We start from the raw sequence: 16,309 nt of genomic DNA on the forward strand, positions 1-16,309 counted from the left end.
CGACGCCGCCGACGCCGCCGACGCCCAGGGCCGCGCCGCGCTCGGGGTCGGGGCGGCCCGGGCCGCCGCCCTGCTGGAACGCCGCCTCACCCTCGCCCGGACCCGGGCACACTCCGCGGCCCTCCAGGCACTGGGCTCCTCCCGCTTCCACGCGGTCGCCGACGCGGTGGCGCTGCTGGCCTCCGACGTCCCGCTGGCCCCCGGCACCACGGGCCGGGCCCCCGAAGCCCTCCTGGAACCCGCCGAGCTGGCCGAGCAGCGCCTCCTGGCCGCGGTGGCCGCCCTCCCGCCCGACGACGCGGCCGAGCCGTACAACGAGGCGCAGGACGGCCCCTGGCACCAGGCCCGCCTGCTGCTGCGCCTGCACCGGTACGCCCACGAGGTCGTCCTGGGCACCTCCGACCCGTCCCTGGCCGGCCCGGGGCACGCCCTCGACCTGCACCGGGACGCGGTGGAGGCGGCCGCGGCGGCGGCCGCGGCGGCCCGCACCCCCCGGATCGCCCCGGCCACGGCGTACGCGCTGGGCGTCCTCCACGCGGACCAGCGGCACGAGGTGGAGGCGGCCCGGGCGGTGTTCCGGGAGACCTGGCCGTACACAGCGGCCATGACGGCCCCATGAGCCCCACCGACAGCCGGGCAGAGCCCCCCGGCCGCACGGGCCACGCCCCCACGCACCAGGACGCCCCGCACGGCCCGGCCGAGCCCCCCGGCCCCCCGGGCAACGCCTCCGCGAAGCCCCGCACGCGAACCGGCACCATCCGCGCCGCGGGCTGCGTCCTGTGGCGCCGCGCCCCCGGCGGCGACGGCGTGGAGATCTGCCTCGTCCACCGGCCCCGCTACGACGACTGGTCCTTCCCCAAGGGCAAGCTGAAGCGCGGCGAGGAACCGCTGGCCGCCGCCGTACGGGAGGTGCTGGAGGAGACCGGTCACCACTGCACCCCGGGCACCCGGCTCCCCACCGCCCGCTACCTGGTGGACGGCCGCCCCAAGGAGGTCGCCTACTGGGCGGCCGAGGCGGCGGACGGCGCCTTCGAGGCGAACGACGAGGTGGACCGCCTCCTGTGGCTCACCCCGGGGGCGGCCCGCACACGCCTCACCCAGCCCCGGGACGTCCAGCAGCTGACCGCGCTGCTGGACACCCTCGCCGCGCCCTGATCCGCGCCTGATCAGGCCCTGGTCCACGTCCCGACCATCACCCCGGGCCGGGCCGGCCGCGCACCCGCCTGCCCGACACGGTTCACCTGCCGTTCACTCTCCCCCGTTGGCGGCTTCACCTGTTCTGCCTAATTTCGGACGTACAAGGTGCGCGGCGGCAAGCCACAGCACTCCTCCCCATCGCACGCCGTCGTAGAACGAACTGACCACGGCGGCTCCTGGAAGGAACACCCGAAAGTGAAGCTTCAGCGCAAGAACCGGCTTCGTGCCACCGCGCTCGGTGCCCTCGCCGTCTCCGGCGCCCTGGTCCTCACGGCGTGCGGTTCGGATGACAACAGCAGCGGAGGCGCCTCCGGAAGCGGCGAGAAGTCGACCGCCGCGTCGAACGTCAAGTGCGACGACGCCAAGGGCCAGATCCTGGCCGCCGGCTCCAGCGCGCAGAAGAACGCAATGGACATCTGGGTCAAGGAGTTCCAGGCCGCCTGCGCCGGCGTCGAGATCAACTACCAGCCCATCGGCTCGGGCGGCGGCATCACCAAGTTCACCCAGGGCCAGGTCGCCTTCGCGGGCTCCGACTCCGCCCTGAAGCCCGACGAGGTCACCGCCTCCCAGAAGATCTGCGCGGACGGCGGCAAGGGCATCAACCTGCCGATGGTCGGCGGTCCGGTGGCCATCGGGTTCAAGCTCGACGGTGTCGACGAGCTCGTCCTCGACGCCCCGACCCTCGCCAAGATCTTCGACACGAAGATCACCAAGTGGAACGACAAGGCGATCGCCGACCTCAACCCGGACGCGAAGCTGCCGGACACCGCGATCCAGGCCTTCCACCGCTCGGACGAGTCGGGCACGACCCAGAACCTGAACAAGTACCTCAGCGTCGCCGCCCCCGACGACTGGAAGTTCGACGCCTCCTCGAAGTCCTGGGAGGCCAAGGGCGGCCAGGCGGCCAGCGGCTCGGCCGGCGTCGCCTCCGCCGTCAAGGACATCAACGGCGCCATCGGCTACTTCGAGCTCTCCTACGCCGCGGCCAGCGACATGACCACCGTCAAGATCGACACCGGTGCCGGCGCCCCGGTCGAGGCCACCTCGGAGAACGCCTCCAAGGCCATCGCCGCCGCCAAGGTCAAGGGCACCGGCAACGACGTGGCCCTGGAGCTCGACTACGCGACCAAGGCCGAGGGCGCCTACCCGATCATCCTGGTGACGTACGAGATCGCCTGCGACAAGGGCAACAAGGCCGAGACCCTGCCCTCCGTCAAGGCGTTCCTGAACTACGCGATCAGCGACGAGGGCCAGAAGGTCCTCACCGACGCGCACTACGCGCCGATGCCCGCCGAGATCGCGGCCAAGGTCCGCGAGATCGTCCCCACCCTGTCCTGACCCGGCCGCGGCCGGCCCCCTGACCGGGGGCCGGCCGCGCCTTCCGGTGCACCGCCGCCAGGAGCCGTACGGCTCCGCAGACCGGAGACATCAGATGGAAACAGCAACCGCACCCGAGCAAGCGCCGCCACCGGAGCAGCCGACAGGCGCTCCCCGCGGCAAGGCCCGACCCGGCGACCGGATCTTCCTCGGTCTGTCCAAGGGGTCCGGCATCACCCTCCTGGTGATCATGGCCGCCATCGCGGCCTTCCTCAGCTACCGCACCGTCCTCGCGATCTCCAAGGACGAGGCGAACTTCCTCACGACCTTCGAGTGGAACCCGGCCGGCGACCCGCCCGTCTTCGGTATCGCGGTCCTCGCCTTCGGCACCATCGTCAGCTCGGTCATCGCGATGGTGCTGGCCGTGCCGGTCGCCATCGGCATCGCGCTGTTCATCTCGCACTTCGCGCCGCGCCGGCTGGCCGGCCCGATAGCGTATTTGGTGGACCTGCTCGCCGCGGTCCCCAGCATCATCTACGGCCTCTGGGGCGTGGTCTTCCTCGTGCCCTACCTCGACGGCCTGAACAAGTGGCTGGACGAGTACCTCGGCTGGACCTACATCTTCGAGCGGACCAGCGAGGGCGCCGCCCGCAACCTCTTCACCGTCGGCATCCTGCTGGCGATCATGATCCTGCCGATCATCACCAACGTCACCCGTGAGGTCTTCCTCCAGTCGCCGAAGATGCACGAGGAAGCCGCTCTGGCCCTCGGTGCCACCCGCTGGGAAGTCATCCGGATGGCGGTCCTCCCCTTCGGCCGCTCCGGCATCATCAGCGCCTCGATGCTGGGACTGGGCCGTGCGCTCGGCGAGACGATGGCCGTCGCCGTCGTCCTCTCCCCGAGCTTCGTGCTCTCCGGACACCTGCTGGATCCGGGCGGCGGCACCTTCGCCCAGAACATCGCCGCGAAGTTCAACGAGGCGGACGAATTCGGCCGTGACGCCCTGATCGCCTCCGGCCTGGTCCTCTTCGCCATCACCCTGCTGGTCAACGGCGCGGCCCGCGCGATCATCGCCCGCCGCAAGGAGTACTCGGGGGCCAACGCATGAGCCACACCGTCCAGGAAAAGCGCCCCGTCGCCGCCCCGGCGCACGCCACGCTCGCCCACGCCAGGATGCCCCGCTGGGCCCCCGCGGCCATCGCCGTCGGCTCGGTGGCCACCGGCTGCCTGATCGGGTTCGTGGCCGGGCTGGACAGCCGCACCCAGTGGGGCATGATCTCCGCCCTGGTCTTCGTGGCCGCCACCTACCTCATCACCGCGAAGGTGGAGGGCAGCCGCCAGGGCAAGAACCGTGTCGCCACGAGCCTGGTCTGGGTCTGCTTCCTGCTGGCCATCGTGCCGCTGCTCTCCCTCGCGTGGATCACCCTCAGCAAGGGCGTCACCGTCCTCGACGGCTACTTCCTCACGCACTCGATGAGCGGTCTCCTCGACACCGAGGAGGGCGGCGGCGTCTACCACGCCCTGCTCGGCACCATCGAGCAGGTGGCCATCGCGGCGCTCATCGCCGCCCCGATCGGCCTGCTGACCGCCGTCTACCTGGTCGAGTACGGGCGGGGAAGGCTGGCCCGGGCCGTCACCTTCTTCGTCGACGTCATGACGGGCATCCCGTCGATCGTGGCCGGTCTCTTCGTCCTCGCCACCTGGAACCTCATGCTCGGGTTCGGCCCGTCCGGCTTCGCCGGCTCCCTGGCCCTCGCGATCCTGATGATGCCGGTGATCGTCCGCTCCACCGAGGAGATGCTCAAGCTCGTCCCGAACGAGCTCCGCGAGGCCTCCCTCGCCCTGGGCGTTCCCCAGTGGCGCACCATCCTGAAGGTGGTCCTGCCGACGGCGATCGGCGGCATCACGACGGGTGTGATGCTGGCGGTGGCCCGCATCACCGGCGAGACCGCCCCCGTCCTGCTGCTCGTCTTCGGCACGAAGCTGATCAATCCGAACCCCTTCGACGGAGCGCAGTCGTCACTGCCGCTGTACGTGTACGAGCAGTACTCCGTCGGCACGACGGCCTCGGTCGACCGCGCCTGGGCAGGCGCCCTGGTCCTGATCGCCTTCGTCATGATCCTCAACCTGGTGGCCCGCGGCATCGCCCGCTGGAAGGCCCCGCAGACCGGCCGCTGAGGCCACCGAAAGTGAAGTGATCCCCATGGCCAAGCGCATCGATGTCAGCGGGCTGAGCGCCTTCTACGGCACGCACCGTGCGATCGACGACATCTCGATGACCGTCGAGCCCCGCTCCGTGACGGCCTTCATCGGCCCGTCCGGCTGCGGAAAGTCCACCTTCCTGCGCACCTTGAACCGCATGCACGAGGTGACCCCCGGCGGTCGCGTCGAGGGCAAGGTGCTGCTGGACGACGAGAACCTCTACGCCAGGGACGTCGACCCGGTCGCCGTCCGCCGCACCGTCGGTATGGTCTTCCAGCGCCCGAACCCCTTCCCGACCATGTCGATCTTCGACAACGTCGCGGCGGGTCTGCGTCTGAACGGCACGCACAAGAAGAGCGAGCTCACGGACGTCGTGGAGAAGTCGCTCAAGGGCGCCAACCTCTGGAACGAGGTCAAGGACCGGCTCAACAAGCCCGGCTCCGGCCTCTCCGGCGGCCAGCAGCAGCGGCTGTGCATCGCCCGCGCCATCGCGGTCGAGCCTCAGGTCCTGCTGATGGACGAGCCGTGCTCGGCTCTCGACCCGATCTCGACCCTCGCCATCGAGGACCTGATCGGCGAGCTGAAGGAGCGCTTCACGATCGTCATCGTGACGCACAACATGCAGCAGGCGGCCCGCGTCTCGGACCGTACGGCGTTCTTCAACCTGGCGGCCGTGGGCCAGCCCGGCAAGCTCATCGAGATCGACGAGACGGAGCGCATCTTCGCCAACCCGTCGGTCCAGGCCACGGAGGACTACATCTCCGGCCGCTTCGGCTGATCCGCTCCCCCATTACGGCCTTGCGGTGCTGCATGGCGGTGCCACCACAAGGCGAAAGGGTCCGCCCCCGTTCTCCGAGGAGAACGGGGGCGGACCCCTTCACGTCTACGTATACGTCCACGTCGCACGTGGTCGGCTCAGCCGAAGAACAGGAACACCGCTCCATAGCTGAGAGCGGCCACCAGCGCCGCGGCCGGCATGGTGATGAACCAGCCGAGGATGATGTTCTTCGCGACGCCCCAGCGCACGGCGTTCACCCGCTTCGTGGCGCCGACGCCCATGATCGCGGAGGTGATGACGTGCGTCGTGGAGATCGGGGCGTGGAAGAGGAACGCCGAGCCGAACATGATCGACGCGCCGGTCGTCTCCGCCGCGAAGCCCTGCGGCGGGTCCAGCTCGATGATCTTCCGGCCGAGGGTCCGCATGATGCGCCAGCCACCCGCGTACGTACCCAGCGAGAGCATCACCGCACAGGCGATCTTCACCCAGATGGGGATCTCGTCGTTGGGGCCCTCGATATCGGCGATGACCAGGGCCATCACCACGATGCCCATCGTCTTCTGGGCGTCCTGGAGACCGTGGCCGAGCGCCATGCCCGCCGCCGAGACCGTCTGCGCGATCCGGAAACCGCGCTTGGCCTTGTGCGGGTTGGCGTTCCGGAACAGCCACATGATGCCGACCATCACCAGGTAGCCGACCAGCAGGCCGACGACCGGGGAGATGAACATCGGGATGACGACCTTCTCCAGCACCCCGGACCAGATCACATCCGTACCACCGGCCAGCGCCGCCCCGACCATCCCGCCGAACAGGGCGTGCGAGGACGAGGAGGGGAGGCCGAAGTACCAGGTGATGAGGTTCCAGATGATCGCGCCGACCAGCGCCGCGAACAGGATGCCCATCCCCTTCTGCCCCACGGGCGTGGCGATGAGGCCTTCGCTGACGGTCTTGGCGACCCCCTGGCCCAGGAAGGCACCGGCGAGGTTCATCACCGCCGCCATCGCCAGGGCCGCACGCGGGGTCAGCGCCCGGGTGGAGACAGAGGTGGCGATGGCGTTAGCCGAGTCGTGGAAGCCGTTCGTATACGTGAATCCGAGCGCGACACCGATGGTCACGATCAGCGCAAAGGTGTCCACGAGGTTCAGGACTCCTTGACCGCGATGGTCTCCACGGTGTTGGCGACGTGCTCGAAAGCGTCAGCCGCCTCTTCCAGCACGTCCACGATCTGCTTGAGCTTCAGCACCTCCATGGCGTCGTACTTGCCGTTGAAGAGGTGCGCGAGCAGCTTGCGGTGGATCTGGTCGGCCTGGTTCTCCAGCCGGTTGACCTCGATCCAGTACTCCGTGAGGTTGTCCATGGTCCGCAGCCCCGGCATGGCCTCGGCGGTCAGTTCCGCCGCCCGGGCCAGCACCTCGATCTGCTGCTCGACGCCCTTGGGGAGCTCCTGGACCTGGTAGAGGACGACCAGGTCGACGGCCTCCTCCATGAAGTCCATGATGTCGTCGAGCGAGGACGCCAGCTTGTAGATGTCCTCGCGATCGAACGGCGTGATGAAGGAGGAGTTGAGCTGGTGGAAGATCGCGTGGGTGGCGTCGTCCCCCGCGTGCTCCGCTGCCCGCATCCGCTCCGCGATCTCGACTCGGGAGGCAGAATCCGCCCCGAGCAGTTCCATCAGGAGTTTCGAGCCCGTGACAATGTTGTCCGCGGACGCGGAGAACATGTCGTAGAAGCTCGTCTCCCTGGGGGTCAGACGAAAGCGCACGTGGGGTCCTCGGATGCATTGAGTTCGGTCAGGCTGATGCTAGGCGCATCATCCGGCCACGGCTAACCGGCGTTCTTCAGTGTCGCCCATCGGACAGAGTGATCAGTACGGACCCCCGGTCATGTTTCGGCAGAATTCGGTACGATATACCCGGCAGGGGTATAAGGACGTAAGGCGCGGCAGGCCGGCACGGCAGAGCGGTTACGCAGCACCGCAGGGCCCCGGTCCTCATGGGCCCCATGAGGACAAGCCCCACGAGGACAGACGGAGGACGCAGATGACCACGACCGGAACCACGGGGACGGAATCGGCGGGCGCGGCGGCCCCTGACCCCGAGGCGACCGCCCCCGCGGACGTCGTCACCGACCACGACCGCGGCATCCACGGCTACCACCACCAGAAGGACGAACACCTCAAGCGGCTGCGCCGGATCGAGGGCCAGATCCGCGGCCTCCAGCGCATGGTCGACGAGGACGTCTACTGCATCGACATACTCACCCAGGTCTCGGCCTCCACGAAGGCCCTGCAGTCCTTCGCCCTCCAGCTGCTGGAGGAACACCTGCGCCACTGCGTCGCCGACGCGGCGGTCAAGGGCGGCGAGGAGATCGACGCGAAGGTCGAAGAGGCCACGAAGGCGATCGCCCGCCTGCTGCGTACCTGAGGCGGGGCGGGGCGGGGGCCGGGTCCGCGTGGGCGGGACGAGGAGCCCTCGTCCGCCCCACCCCGGGACATACAGGGCACCTGGGGCGTACGGGCCACCGAGTGCATACGGGGTTGCCCGGGGCACACGGGCAACCAGGGGCGTCGGGCCGCCAGGAGCAGACGGAGCTGGCAGGGGTATACAGGCCACCAAGGGCGTTCGGTCCGCCCGGTGCCACGGGCGCGTGGGGTCACCCCCGGCGAGCAGCCTGCCGGGGGACAGCCGCCGTCCAGGACTCCGTGTCCCGGCCCCGGACACCGAGCGACTCGTCCCGGACCTTGAGCACCTCGTCGATACGGTCGGGGCTCAGGCGTTCCTCGCCCACCACCGCCGACGCGGCGATCATCAGCTCGCCACACAGTTCGATCTCGGCGAGGGCCACACAGTCCTGAGCGTTCGGAGCGCTGAGCGTCACCACCTGCGTCACCTCTCTCTGCCGTCGTCGCCCCTGAGGCCCGGGCCTCAGAGACCCGGGACCCGGCAACCGGGACCCTGGCAACCAGGACCCCGACACATACCGGCTTCCTAGCGTAGGGATCGCGATACGCACCGCGCATGGCACGGACGGACCATTTCGGCCCCCTCCCAACCGGCCACCCCGCCCCACCAGACCCCTCCACGGGCCACCACCCGCCCCTCCCCTGCCTCACCCTTCCCTTCCCTCTTCCCCTTCCCCTTCCCCTTCCCTCAACCCTGCTGGATCCGGCCGGTGAAGATGTCGTCGTCGTCCGGCAGGGTGACGGTGACGGGCAGCCCGAACCCGTACAGCAGCAGCGTCGAGACGACCGACACCTCAGGGCCCCCGGCCTCGGAGGAGAAGCTGAAGCGGTGGCGTACCTTCCGCAGCCGGCCGTCCTCGTCGAGGTAGGCGTCGAAGGGGACGGCATCGTTGCTGAACCCTTTCGCCGCCGCGCTCAACGCCCCGCGTGACAGGGGAGAGGCATCGCGCGCGGCACGCCCGAGGTCCGCGACGCCGCGGTAGTGACGCACCATCACCCCGGCCAGCTCGGACTTCCCCACGTACGTCACCTGGTCGGCCCCGCGCAGCAGTTCGGCGGCGGCCATCGGATCGGTGACCCCACCGGTGACGAGGTTGCCGTCCTTCAGCGTGGTCGTGTCGATCCGGACCCACTTGTCGTCGGGCACCCCGGCGCCACGGTTCTTCATGTACAGCGCGCCGGGGGCGAGCAGCTCGGTGATCGGCCGGTGGCCGTCCTTGCCCGCCGCGTCCTTGCCCGCCGCGTCCTGGGGCAGCACCACCTTGAGCCGCCCCAGCTGCTTACGGAAGTCGTACGCGCCCTGCCCCCGGATCGTCACCCGGGTCCCGCCGACCGCCGTCTCCATCGACGTACGGGCCTCCGCACCGCCCGCCTCGACGAGGGCGTCCGCGGCCTGCCCGAGCACATCGATCGGACGCTCGGCGGCCACGGCACGCTGCCCGGACCCGTCACCCGCGCCGCTCCCGTCATCACCGCCGTCCCCACTGGAGCACCCGGCGGTGACAGCCATCACCCCGGCCACGGCGAGGGCGCAGGCAGCACGGGCCCCGCCTCCGTACCTGTACTGCTGCACCACCATCGCCTGCCAACCCCCAACGACTTCCGCCCGGCCCGAGCCCTCACCCGCCTCGCATAACGACCACCGGCGCCGCTCGTCACGCCGCCCCCGGCGCGACGAGCGGCGGGGGCGGGTACGCGGGCAGCCGGTGGGCGCTATGCGGAGCGGCCGCACGGCGGGCGGCTGGTGGGTCATGCGGGGCGGCGGCCGCAGGGCGGGCAGCCGGTGGGTCATGCAGTGCGGCGGCCCATGGCGGGCGGCCGGTGGGCGTCATGCGCGGCAAGCGCACGGAGGGCATCCGGCACTCGGCCCTCCGTTCACCGGCCGCCGCCAGTACCGTGGTCACGTGCATGAGGAACCCCCTGCCCCAGCTCGCACCGCCACCGTCCCGCACACCCAGATCCGGCCCGCCCTCACCCCACCGGCGCACTCCCCACCCCCTGCGCCCCCTTCGCCTTCTTCCCCTCCCTCTCCCCCTCCCCCTCCGTCACCGGTGGGGCACAGCGCCACGACAATCGAGCGCGGCTCGTTCTGCCTGGCCCGCTGCGCCTGCGGCTGGTCGGGCCCGGCGCGCAGGTCCCGGGACCGGGCCCGTACCGACGCAGCCGAACACCTCGCCGCCGCCTGACCGCCGGGTACCCGTACAGGACCGCCGGGTACCCATGCACGCACGTTCCCCCAGGCGCTCTGAGCACCTGGGGGAACGGAGGCAAAACGATCATGCAGTTGACGGTCGAGCGGAGGGTCAGGCGGCGAGATCCTTTTCCCCGGCGTCGCCGCGTCCGGCTCCGGGCCGCGGCTCGGGGATGCCCATCGCGTCGCCGCGCTCATCGGCGTACGCGACGGACAGCTTCTTGGAGCGGACGAACCAGCCGACGCGCGGCGAACGCGAGATCGCCGCCATCAGCGGAGTCAGCAGCGCCATGGCGAGCGGCGCCAGGAGCAGGGTGACGGCCGTACCGAGGGCGAACCCACCGATCACGTCGGTCGGGTAGTGGACGCCCATGTAGATCCGGCTGACGCCCGCGAAGAGCGCGAGGCCGATCGCGATGAAGCCGAACTTCCGGTTCGCCACGAAGATGCCGACGGCGATGCCCATGGCCAGCGTGGAGTGGTCACTGACGAACGAGAAGTCCGTCTTGCCGTGGATCAGGACCTCAAGGCCTTCGTGGTCGTTAAACGGACGAGGCCGTTCGACGAATCCGCGGATCGGGATGTTGATGATGATCGCGATCGCGGCGGCGAGCGGAGCCCAGACGATGGCGGCGGCAGCCGTCACCGAGTCGTCGAGCGTCCCTCGCTTGCGCATGCTCCACCAGCACCACAGGCCCACCAGGACCAGGCCGAACATGATCCCGTACTCGCCGACGAACTCCATGGTCCGGTCGAACCAGGTCGGAGCGGCCCTCGCGAGCCCGTTGATGTCGTAGAGCAGACCGACGTCCGGGTTCGACCCGTCGAGTTCGAGTCCAGCCATCTGCTGCGGCCCCTTGCCTTGTCTGCTTCATCTGCTGCTTCATCTGCTGGATCATCTGCTGCGACGCACGTCCGAGCGCGCCGCCGTGGTCGAACCCCCGTGTTCGGTGCGATCCGCTTCTACTGCACTGTGCTCTCCAGGGAACGGCCCGGCCGCCGCGTGCGTTCCGCTCTCCACCGAATGATCACCATGACGTTATCGAAGAGTGACTCGTCGTCGCAGCTCAGGGCCCAGGCTTCACGGAGAGTTCCGGCCACGGATGACTGGACGTCAGCCGTGGAGGTGGACCTCCGGAAACGGACCCCTGGAGAGGAATCCGTCTCACCCCGGAGGCAGATCCGTCGGCAGGGCAGCCGCCCCGTCCTTGGTGACCCGGGTCGCACCGAAGTAGTCCGGCGTATCGATCTTGTCGAACCGGATCACCGCTCCCGTGAACGGGGCATTGATCATATAGCCGCCCCCGACATACAGCCCGACATGCCGGATCGCCCGGGAGTTGGTCAGGTCGTCGGAGAAGAACACCAGGTCCCCCGGAAGCAGTTCGTCCCGCGCGGGATGCGGTCCCGCGTTGTACTGGTCGTTGGCGACGCGCGGCAGCTCGATGCCCACGGTCCGGTACGCCGCCTGGGTCAGCCCCGAGCAGTCGAACCGCCCCTGCTGCTCGGGCGTACCGTTGCCGCCCCACAGATACGGCGTGCCGAGCTTCTTCTGCGCGAAGTAGATGGCCCCGGCCGCCTGCCGGGAGGGCGCGACACGACCGACCGGCCGGGCGAAGCTCTTCTCCAGCGAGCGGATGATCTTGACGTAGTTCTGCGTCTCCTTGTAAGGCGGGACACCGCCGTACTTGATCACCGCGTAGGCCCCGGCGTTGTAGGCGGCCAGCATGTTGTTCGTCGGGTCGCCCGGCACCTTCTTCACGTACCCGGCGAGCTCGCAGTCGTACGAGGCCGCCGAGGGAATCGCGTCGGCGGGGTCCCAGACATCCCGCTTCCCGTCGCCGTTGCCGTCGATCCCGTGTGTGGCCCAGGTGCCGGGGATGAACTGGGCGATGCCCTGCGCGGCGGCGTGGCTCTGCGCCCGCGGATTCCAGCCGCTCTCCTGGTACAACTGCGCGGCCAGCAGCGCGGGGTTGATGGCCGGGCAGAGATCGCCCCACTTCTGCACGAGCGGCTGGTACCGCGCCGGCACGGCACCCTTGGCGAGCGCGACGGCACCACCGCCGCCCGCCCCGGCAAGACCGGCGGCGGCCGAGTACGTACCGACGACGAGCAGCGCCATGAAGCACATGACCATGCCGACGCCGATGCCACCGAACACCCAGAGTTTCCGCACCCCTCAACCATCCCCCATCGAGGGACGCTTCAGGGGTGTTTTCGCGGGTGTGTACGAGTCATCCGCGACTCTCCCGAGTCATCCGCGACACATCACCGGCGCACCGGAGGCACAGGGGGGCGTCCCCGGCTCACCACCACAGAACGGAAGGCGGAAGCCCAAAGCAGCAGAACTGACAGGATCTCACCTCCTTCCCCCGGCCAGAGGTCAGACTGGCCGTTGGGCCGGGCGGAGGACAGCCCCCCTGCTGCACCACCCAGCTCCGCGCTCCCGCCAAGAACGACCCACACCTGCACGGCGAGGAGCCCGCGTCAGACGCGGACACCGCCAGCACGGACGTACAGCGACAATACGAACGCGCACAGCAACCTGGCCACGCCCACCAGGGTGTCCACGACGAGCAAACGAACCAGGATCAGGACTGCCTGCAACGACCGGGGCATCGCATGCCCTTCCGAGCCTGCCGTGGCAGCGCTTGCACCGACGCCAGCAGAAACCGCACTTCCTCGCATGCCAACCAAGAGCAGTCCCTTGCCTCGCCAGTGGGCGGAACGACACCAGGTAAGTCACTCCGCGTATGCGACCACGCCGACAGGGGGAGCGACATGGACCCAGGGACCAATGGCGGAATCAAAGCTCGCACACAGCCAACAAGTTGATCCAACTCGCTCAAGTCATCGCCCGGACGTTGCGCCGACTTCCGGCGTCTCTGCCGACCAGAAGTCGGAGTGGATGTTCGGGCGAGGAATGAACTCCATGCCCTCATAGAGGGGCGCAGTCGCCTGGCTGGTGGAGTCAGCCACTTCGGACTCACGGACACACGGCGTGTCCACCTGGAAGAAGGCTTGACCCTTGCCCCCAATGCGAAGTCTCATGCCGAACCCATCATGCGTCCGGGCGTAGATAGCCGGAAATTCTGCATCGTTGTTGACAACAGTCATGCGATACCCGCTCTTACGCCAGAACCGATCCACGACCCCCAAAAGGTTCCCCCTTCGCGCAACAGAGATGTGCGTCATAACGACACGCCTGCGCGACACATCGCAGATTCCCACAGTTGTGGGTCCATGCGTCCATCGCAGTTCGGGCTGAATTTCCCGCAGTACGGAGTCAAGAATCTCATCAGACCGCTCCGCCGCAGCCTGCATGTCCATGCTCGACCCCTCCCGCATCACGCACCCAACCAGTATTAGACCAATACATCCGACAGTCAGAACGGCGTTAAGCAGACGCATCAACGCGCACTCTCCTGCTTGACCTGATGGCCACGCCCCGCGGTAATCATCGCAATACTGTCTGCCGACGCGGAGTCCAACTCCGGGTCGAAATACTGCGAATGCGCCTCGATCGAAACGCGGCCAAGCCCGACCAGCGGTGGCCCTGGATCCACGGCGAAGCGCCGCGCACCGAAGTCCTCACTTGCCGGGTCCCTGCCGAACCAAAGATCACTGCCTCCCGGATGGACCGCATCCACAACAATGGATCCTGCCGGCCCGAGCGCGCTCCCCGCTGCCGCGAGAACCCCCTTCTCCTTCGAAGGAAGGTGGGTCACCACGTCGTTTTCCGCAGCGCCAACAAATACGTGATCCCTTCCCACCTTGAGATCTTCTGCACGGTCCACGCCAACGCCGGGACTGCCAACCAGGACGATGTCATCGACCCCAGGGATCCCGTCACCTCGCTGCGTGGCCGCTCCGACCGTTCTGGATCCGTAGGAGTGCCCGATAGCCGTCATGTGCGGATCACCGTGGTCGTTCGATACCTCCAGTCCCGACATAAATCCATGGAAAGCTCGGCCGCCGGTCTCCGCCCTTTCGGTGCCGGCAACAGCCAGGCTGCTCAGCCCGTCCGGACTCTGAGGCGCGTCATACCCCAGCCAGACGATCGCCGCAGTGGAATGGTCAATTTCTCTTGCAGCTACGGCCGTGTCACGTGCCCTCTTCAGGTCGCCCTTGGCGAATTCCTCATCCAACGACGTATTCAACCCCGGGACATAAGCCGCCACATTCCTCGACGTATCCGGGTTCCCGTACGAGACAATCGCCCGCCCATTCCCCTGATCCCCGATCCCCGATCCCCAGCAAGTACATCGGCGGCTCCCCCGCCTTCGGCACCACCCGCAACTGCCGGTCGATCTCCCGCAGCGCGGCCAGCTTGGTCACCGCGTCCTCGTCGTCCCGCCCCTCCAGCTTCCCCATCAGCAACTGGAGGTTGTCCCGGTTCGCCGCATCCCGTACCAGGGCCGGAATGCCGTCCAGGTTGCCGATCAGATCCGGGTACACCGCGAGGTACTCCTCGCGGTGCTCGTCCGTCAGCGCGTCCCACCATTTCTTGCGCTCGGCCGGAGTCGCATCGTGCGGGATCGCGTTCTCCAAGTAGCTCCTCGCCGCCTGCCTCACCGCCGCCGCATCGGCCGCGGCGTCCGTCCACGTCGCGGCCGGGACGCCCAGGCCACCGTGGGCCTTCAGCGACCGCAGGATCCTGGTGTACCGCCAGTCCGCATCTGTTGCCGTCCGCACCGCCTGCGCCACCCGGTCCGCGATGTCCTGAGCCCTGCCCGCGTGCGGGTTGGGCGCGGCCAGGCCGGAAGGGGTGACCATGCCCGGATTGGGAACCCCGGTCGCCGTACCGCCCGCCAACGGCTTCCCCTCGACCAGGCCCTCCCCCGCCGCCGGATACGTCACCGAACCATCCGGGTGCACCGTGAACCTCAGCGCCGCCGCCTCGTCCAGCGCCCCCTGCAACACCCGCTGCTGGGCCTGGATCTCATGGGCCAGGCTGTTCAGCGTGGTCCGCAGCAGCCCGCACTCCGTATAGATGTACTGGAAGTTCATGCCCAGCCGACGCAACCGCCCGAGAGCCGCCCCCGCCGCCTCCCCCTTCTGCGTGTCACGCAGTCCGGGCAGGATCTGGCCCTCGATACGGTCCCGGGCCGCATCGGCGCGGTTACTCACCCGGCCCCACCCATCGGCGGCCTCCTCCAGCTCGGCGCACTTCACATCCCGTAACGCGGCCCACGTCAGCGGGGAACCCACCGCACCCGCACCGCCGCCCGCGCCACCCCGCCCGCTCACCGCGCCCCGCCACAGCTCTGGGTCTTCACCTGGTCGAAGCCGCTCCTCACTACTTCGTTGACCTCGGCCTGGCAACGGGCGACCGCCCGCAGTTTCCCGGCGAGGCTCCCGCACTCACCGCGCGCCGCTTCCAGCCGCCGCTCCCACGAGTCCCGTACGGAACTCAACTCCGCCAGCGAAGCCAGCGCCCCGGCCCCGGCGGTCAGGCCCTGGTGCGCGGTCTCCAGTTCACCCTTGACCGGCCCGAGATGCGTGACCAGATGATCGGTGCTCCCGGCGGCCCGTACCCACGGAGCATCGCTGTGCCGCAGATCCCCACCTCCGCCCCCTGCCCCGCCGACCGGTCCGACCGCCCAGTCCGGCACCGCGGGGCCGACCCAGCCCGGCGCCACCGGCCCGACAGGTCCCCCCATTCCGGCCGGCCCCGATACCCCGTCAGGCTGCCCGCCGGCGGACGCTCCACCCGCACCGTTCACGCCACCGACTTCACTCACGCCGCTCGCCCCATCTCCTGATCGCCGACCGGCGGCACTGTGCCAAATCCGCAGGCCCCGACATGCCGCCGGTCAACAGCGCAGCGCGCAAGCCCCGTACACCGCTCGTACGGTGTTTCCCGGCCCACGAACCGACCACAGCACCGTTCCCGCCGGGCCGCGCAGTTCACCCGAACGGAGGGGGCGGGACGCAGACCACCGGTACGAGGCGGCGACTCCGCCCGCCCGGGATCACATGCCGACCGGCGCATCAGCGGCTCTCGAAGGGCGCATACGAACACGCCATACCCCACGAACGCTGCAACCGCATCAGGAACCCATGGCCACCGTCGTTGCTCCCGGTCACAGCCCGTGATACACAGAGTAACCAGGCATATGCGTGAAGAATCCGGGACGAGCCGCAGGTCAGGGTGGCCGCC

The 16,309-nt window shown here is 69.2% G+C and carries 14 protein-coding genes and 2 pseudogenes; 7 read left to right on the plus strand and 9 right to left on the minus strand.

From position 1 onward, the window contains the following. From CIB93_RS33010 to pstB, 6 genes and pseudogenes are all read left to right on the plus strand, one after another. Positions 1-619: pseudogene (locus CIB93_RS33010) on the plus strand (CHAD domain-containing protein); the annotation flags it as partial. A gap of 137 nt (positions 620-756) precedes the next feature. Further along, entirely contained in the window at positions 757-1,155 is a 399-nt protein-coding gene (locus CIB93_RS33015) for an NUDIX hydrolase (protein WP_257002474.1), read from the plus strand. 237 nt (positions 1,156-1,392) lie between these two features. Next, positions 1,393-2,535, plus strand: coding sequence for a phosphate ABC transporter substrate-binding protein PstS (pstS, locus tag CIB93_RS33020; protein WP_096632291.1), 1,143 nt, complete (start codon positions 1,393-1,395; stop codon positions 2,533-2,535). Between the two features lie 94 nt (positions 2,536-2,629). After that, positions 2,630-3,622, plus strand: coding sequence for a phosphate ABC transporter permease subunit PstC (gene pstC / locus CIB93_RS33025; protein ID WP_096632293.1), 993 nt, complete (start codon positions 2,630-2,632; stop codon positions 3,620-3,622). After that, on the plus strand, positions 3,619-4,692 hold the full coding sequence (gene pstA / locus CIB93_RS33030) for a phosphate ABC transporter permease PstA (protein WP_096632294.1): 1,074 nt from the start codon (positions 3,619-3,621) through the stop codon (positions 4,690-4,692). Before pstC ends, pstA begins: the two co-directional genes overlap by 4 nt. 25 nt (positions 4,693-4,717) lie before the next feature. Continuing rightward, positions 4,718-5,494 carry a phosphate ABC transporter ATP-binding protein PstB gene (pstB, locus tag CIB93_RS33035; RefSeq protein WP_096632296.1) on the plus strand — a complete coding sequence of 259 codons (777 nt, stop codon included), beginning with the start codon at positions 4,718-4,720 and terminating at the stop codon, positions 5,492-5,494. Between the two features lie 137 nt (positions 5,495-5,631). Here the strand turns inward: pstB and CIB93_RS33040 are convergent, their stop codons facing one another. Beyond that, on the minus strand, positions 5,632-6,630 hold the full coding sequence (locus CIB93_RS33040; protein WP_096632297.1) for an inorganic phosphate transporter: 999 nt from the start codon (positions 6,628-6,630) through the stop codon (positions 5,632-5,634). 5 nt (positions 6,631-6,635) lie between these two features. Beyond that, on the minus strand, positions 6,636-7,256 hold the full coding sequence (locus CIB93_RS33045) for a DUF47 domain-containing protein (RefSeq protein WP_069740154.1): 621 nt from the start codon (positions 7,254-7,256) through the stop codon (positions 6,636-6,638). Between the two features lie 277 nt (positions 7,257-7,533). Here CIB93_RS33045 and CIB93_RS33050 point away from each other — a divergent pair, with 277 nt between their 5' ends. Continuing rightward, a complete protein-coding gene (locus CIB93_RS33050; protein ID WP_096632299.1) occupies positions 7,534-7,917 on the plus strand; it encodes a metal-sensitive transcriptional regulator in 384 nt (127 codons plus the stop codon). Positions 7,918-8,146: 229 nt separating this feature from the next. On the opposite strand, the gene CIB93_RS33055 is transcribed toward CIB93_RS33050, so the two are convergent. The 7 genes and pseudogenes from CIB93_RS33055 to CIB93_RS33085 all read right to left on the minus strand — a co-directional run bounded on the left by CIB93_RS33055 (position 8,147) and on the right by CIB93_RS33085 (position 15,809). Continuing rightward, positions 8,147-8,383: a hypothetical protein gene (locus tag CIB93_RS33055; protein ID WP_096632300.1), complete on the minus strand. Its 237-nt coding sequence runs from the start codon at positions 8,381-8,383 to the stop codon at positions 8,147-8,149. A 260-nt stretch (positions 8,384-8,643) separates the two neighbouring features. Next, the gene (locus CIB93_RS33060; protein ID WP_096632302.1) at positions 8,644-9,534 is read right to left on the minus strand and encodes a hypothetical protein; all 891 of its coding nucleotides are present in this window, start codon (positions 9,532-9,534) and stop codon (positions 8,644-8,646) included. A 724-nt stretch (positions 9,535-10,258) separates the two neighbouring features. After that, a complete protein-coding gene (locus tag CIB93_RS33065) occupies positions 10,259-10,990 on the minus strand; it encodes a phosphatase PAP2 family protein (protein ID WP_096632303.1) in 732 nt (243 codons plus the stop codon). Positions 10,991-11,311: 321 nt separating this feature from the next. Beyond that, on the minus strand, positions 11,312-12,307 hold the full coding sequence (locus CIB93_RS33070) for a bifunctional lytic transglycosylase/C40 family peptidase (RefSeq protein WP_096632305.1): 996 nt from the start codon (positions 12,305-12,307) through the stop codon (positions 11,312-11,314). Between the two features lie 689 nt (positions 12,308-12,996). After that, entirely contained in the window at positions 12,997-13,476 is a 480-nt protein-coding gene (locus tag CIB93_RS33075; protein WP_096632317.1) for a hypothetical protein, read from the minus strand. Positions 13,477-13,556: 80 nt separating this feature from the next. Next, a pseudogene (locus CIB93_RS33080) lies at positions 13,557-15,396 on the minus strand (alpha/beta hydrolase). Continuing rightward, positions 15,393-15,809, minus strand: a complete 417-nt coding sequence (locus tag CIB93_RS33085; protein ID WP_257002473.1) for a hypothetical protein — start codon at positions 15,807-15,809, stop codon at positions 15,393-15,395. Before CIB93_RS33085 ends, CIB93_RS33080 begins: the two are co-directional and overlap by 4 nt. Positions 15,810-16,309: the final 500 nt, after the last annotated feature.

The organism is Streptomyces sp. WZ.A104 (assembly GCF_002382885.1).
Taxonomy (GTDB): domain Bacteria; phylum Actinomycetota; class Actinomycetes; order Streptomycetales; family Streptomycetaceae; genus Streptomyces.

Bases quoted from the DNA above. Each gene is read 5' to 3' on its own strand.
- CIB93_RS33075 (WP_096632317.1), bottom strand. From the start codon at position 13,476: ATGGACATGCAGGCTGCGGCGGAGCGGTCTGATGAGATTCTTGACTCC.
- CIB93_RS33085 (WP_257002473.1), bottom strand. From the start codon at position 15,809: ATGGGGGGACCTGTCGGGCCGGTGGCGCCGGGCTGGGTCGGCCCCGCG.
- pstB (WP_096632296.1), top strand. From the start codon at position 4,718: ATGGCCAAGCGCATCGATGTCAGCGGGCTGAGCGCCTTCTACGGCACG.
- CIB93_RS33050 (WP_096632299.1), top strand. From the start codon at position 7,534: ATGACCACGACCGGAACCACGGGGACGGAATCGGCGGGCGCGGCGGCC.
- CIB93_RS33065 (WP_096632303.1), bottom strand. From the start codon at position 10,990: ATGGCTGGACTCGAACTCGACGGGTCGAACCCGGACGTCGGTCTGCTC.
- CIB93_RS33060 (WP_096632302.1), bottom strand. From the start codon at position 9,534: ATGGTGGTGCAGCAGTACAGGTACGGAGGCGGGGCCCGTGCTGCCTGC.
- pstA (WP_096632294.1), top strand. From the start codon at position 3,619: ATGAGCCACACCGTCCAGGAAAAGCGCCCCGTCGCCGCCCCGGCGCAC.
- pstC (WP_096632293.1), top strand. From the start codon at position 2,630: ATGGAAACAGCAACCGCACCCGAGCAAGCGCCGCCACCGGAGCAGCCG.